Origin of the sequence: Micrococcus sp. HSID17227, assembly GCF_003989405.1 — a bacterium.
Classification (GTDB): Bacteria; Actinomycetota; Actinomycetes; order Actinomycetales; family Micrococcaceae; genus Micrococcus; species Micrococcus luteus.
The window spans coordinates 1-3,127 of record NZ_RBLN01000246.1; the positions used below are offsets into that span (position 1 = coordinate 1).

The 3,127-nt window shown below is 72.0% G+C and carries 2 protein-coding genes, 1 tRNA gene and 1 pseudogene; 1 reads left to right on the top strand and 3 read right to left on the bottom strand.

What is annotated here, in order from left to right; all coding sequences use genetic code 11:
* Positions 1-158 precede the first annotated feature (158 nt).
* Positions 159-232 (top strand) — tRNA-Met (locus D8M29_RS10230).
* A 133-nt stretch (positions 233-365) separates the two neighbouring features.
* Here D8M29_RS10230 and D8M29_RS10235 read toward each other — a convergent pair.
* From D8M29_RS10235 to D8M29_RS13645, 3 genes and pseudogenes are all read right to left on the bottom strand, one after another.
* Entirely contained in the window at positions 366-1,766 is a 1,401-nt protein-coding gene (locus D8M29_RS10235; RefSeq protein ID WP_036341163.1) for a sodium/glutamate symporter, read from the bottom strand.
* A 179-nt stretch (positions 1,767-1,945) separates the two neighbouring features.
* Positions 1,946-2,764, bottom strand: a complete 819-nt coding sequence (locus D8M29_RS10240) for a PspA/IM30 family protein (RefSeq protein WP_002854906.1) — start codon at positions 2,762-2,764, stop codon at positions 1,946-1,948.
* A 116-nt stretch (positions 2,765-2,880) separates the two neighbouring features.
* Positions 2,881-3,127 (bottom strand): annotated as a pseudogene (locus D8M29_RS13645) (TPM domain-containing protein); the annotation flags it as partial.

Consider the following 3,127-nt stretch of genomic DNA (forward strand, 5'->3'; position numbering starts at 1 on the left):
TGCCCGCCGGACCGTCGACGACGGCCCCGGCCACGCACCGCGCGTGGTCGGGGCCGCTGTCGTCTCGGGGCAGGTGGCCGCCGCATGGCCGCCGGGTGGCGGGGTGCTGACGCCGATTTGAACTCGACGGAACAGGTGTGTATAGTTCTAGAAGTCGCCGCGGGGTGGAGCAGTTCGGTAGCTCGCCGGGCTCATAACCCGGAGGTCGCAGGTTCAAATCCTGCCCCCGCAACGAGAAGGAGAAGGCCCCCAGCATCTGCTGGGGGCCTTCTCGCATGTCCGGACCCGGTCGCCCCGGCCCGCCGGCACGGTGCCGGCGGGCGAGCCGACCGCCCTCGGGCGATCAACGCGGGGGAGCGGGAGCGTCAGCGGCTCGAGGCCCGGACCGCCTGCTGGGCCGGGGTGCGGCGGCCCGGGTCGGTGCGGCGCAGCCAGACGGCAGCGATGATCGCGATGACCGCGATGGCGCCCCAGATGCCGACGACGGCCCAGGACAGGCCCGCGAGGAGCAGCAGCGGCACGAAGGACACGGCCGCGATCTCCACGGGCACCACCGGGATGTAGGCCACGCCGAACTGCTCCATGGTCCCGGACTTCAGCTTCGGGTCCACGATGCGCAGCATGGCCACGCCCGTGGCGACGGCGCCGGTGGCCCAGCCCCACGTGAACAGCTGCTTCTCGAACCACGCGTCGGTCATGACGCGCGGCGCCACGACGATCCCCAGGAACAGGGCCAGCGCGAGGCCGATCACGAACAGGAGCAGCAGCGGCTGCCAGTAGTCCACGACCACGGTCGGGGCGATCGCGGCGATGCCGCAGACGATGAGGATGTCCGTGGCGGTGCCGGACACCGAGTTCAGCGAGCCCGGGTCGAGGAACTTCGCCGTCTTCGTGGCCTGGAACAGGACGCGGGCGATCAGGCCGAGGAGGAACGCGATCGCGAACGCGGGGATGATCAGCTGGGGACCGTCCTCACCCACGACGCTCGGCCACACGGCCGTGATCCAGGAGACCACGCCGTGCGCGGCCGCCGCGATCATCGCGACCACGCCGACCTGGAAGGCCAGCGACTCCACCGAGGCCGCCGAGAAGGTGTGCCGGCCGATGACCGGGCGTTCCTCCACCTGGTTCAGCACCCCGGTGCGCAGCTCCTCCGGGATGGAGGTCAGGCCCGCGAACTCCCGCGCGTGGCCGCGCTGCGCGCCGATCTTGGCCTGGATGATGCCACCCACCACGCCGACGATCATGCCGACGGTGGCCGAGGTGTAGGCCAGCGAGGTGACGGTCGCATCACCGTTGGCCGCGTACGCCTGGCCCACGGCGGCCGCGGAGCCGAAGCCTCCCGCCCAGCCGGCGAACAGCAGGGCGGCGAACGAGTCGGGCGCGTCGAACAGCGGCTGCAGGAGGACCAGCGTGACGAGGGCGCCGATAGCCACCTGGGAGGAGTAGATCAGCACGCCGTAGGACGCGAACGCGCCCACGGGGCGGCCGATCTTGCGGACGTCGAAGTCGTCGGTGAGCGCGATGCACACGAACACGATGACGATCAGGATCGAGCCGTACGTGCCCAGCTGGGAGCTGAACGGCAGCCAGCCCAGGCCGTTCGGGCCGAGGGCCAGGCCCAGGATGCCCGCGATGACGGAGGCCGGGATCATCAGGGTCTGGAGGGGCGTGATGACGGCACGGGCCAGCGTGCCCACGGCCAGGAGCGCGCCGATGAGGCCGGCGTCGACCAGCACGGACCAGGCCGTGAACTGCTCTTGCATGGGGTTCTTCCTCTGTGCGGGGACGGGGGTGTCCCACGGAGCGTGCCGAGGGACCCCGGGACAGTACCAAAGGAGCGCGGGGGCCGGGGCGCGTCCGGGAGGAGCACCGGGCCGGGGCGCACGAGGACGGCCCGCCGCGCCGGCGTGGGCCGGGCGACGGGCCGTGGGGAGGGGCGGGGTCAGCCGCGCGCGGTGCCGGTCTCCTCGGCGGTCCCCTCGGCCGCGTAGTCGAGGGTCAGGGTCTCATCGGCGTCGACGTCGCCCGAGGTGAGGGCGGCCTGGCCGGCGCCGCCGGCCTTGAGGGCGGCGAGGCGGGCCTCCACCTCGGTCTTCTCGCCGAGGTCCTCGAGGGACTCGAACTGGGCGTCGAGGGAGGAGGCGGCGATCTCCTGCTGGCCGCGCACGCGGGCCTCCTCGCGACGGACCTTCTCTTCGAAGCGGGAGACCTCGGAGGTCGGGTCCAGCAGGTCGATCGACTTCACGGCGTCGGCCACCGCGGACTGGGCGTGGGCGGACTTGGCGCGGGCGGTCAGCTCGTCGCGCTTGGCGACCAGCTGCTGACGCTTGACCTTCATCTGGTCCAGACCGGTCTTCAGGCGCTCCACGATCTCGCGCTGCGAGGCGATGGTCGGCTCCGCGGACTTCGCCTGGCGCTCGAAGTCCATCTGGCGCTCGATGGCCACCTTGGCGAGGTTGTCGAACTTGTCCGCCGAGGCGGTGTCGCCCTTGGTGCGGAAGTCGTCGGCCTTCTGGGAGGCGGCCAGCGCCTTCTGGCCCCAGCTGCGGGACGCGTCCTGGTCCTCGCGGTAGTCGTCCTCGATCATCCGCAGGTTGCCGATCGTCTGGGCGACGGCGGCCTCGGCCTCCGCGATGTTGTTCGTGTAGTCGCGGACCATCTGGTCCAGCATCTTCTGGGGGTCCTCGGCCTTGTCCAGCATCGCGTTGATGTTGGCCTTCGCCAGCGTGCTGATGCGGCCGAAGATGGACTGCTTGACCATGGTGTCTGCCTTTCGTCGGTCTTTCACGTCAGCGCAGACCGTCGGCCTGCGTCCACCCCGTCCCGCGCGTGCGGGCCGGGCCGGCGCCCGGGGCGCCGGAGTTCATGGGGCGGCGGTCAGAAGCCGCCGCCGGAGATGTCGCCGAACCCGCCGAAGTCGCCGCCGCCGAGGCCGCCGCCGTCGAACCCGCCGAAGCCACCGCCGCCCCAGCTGCCGCTGTTCAGGATCGAGTTCATCAGGATGCCGCCGAGCAGTGCGCCGCCGAGGCCGCCGCCGAAGCTGCCGCCCACTCCGGCGCGCGGGCGTGCACCGTACATGCCGCCCACCATGCCGGGGCCGTAGCCGAAGCCCTCGACGTCCGCG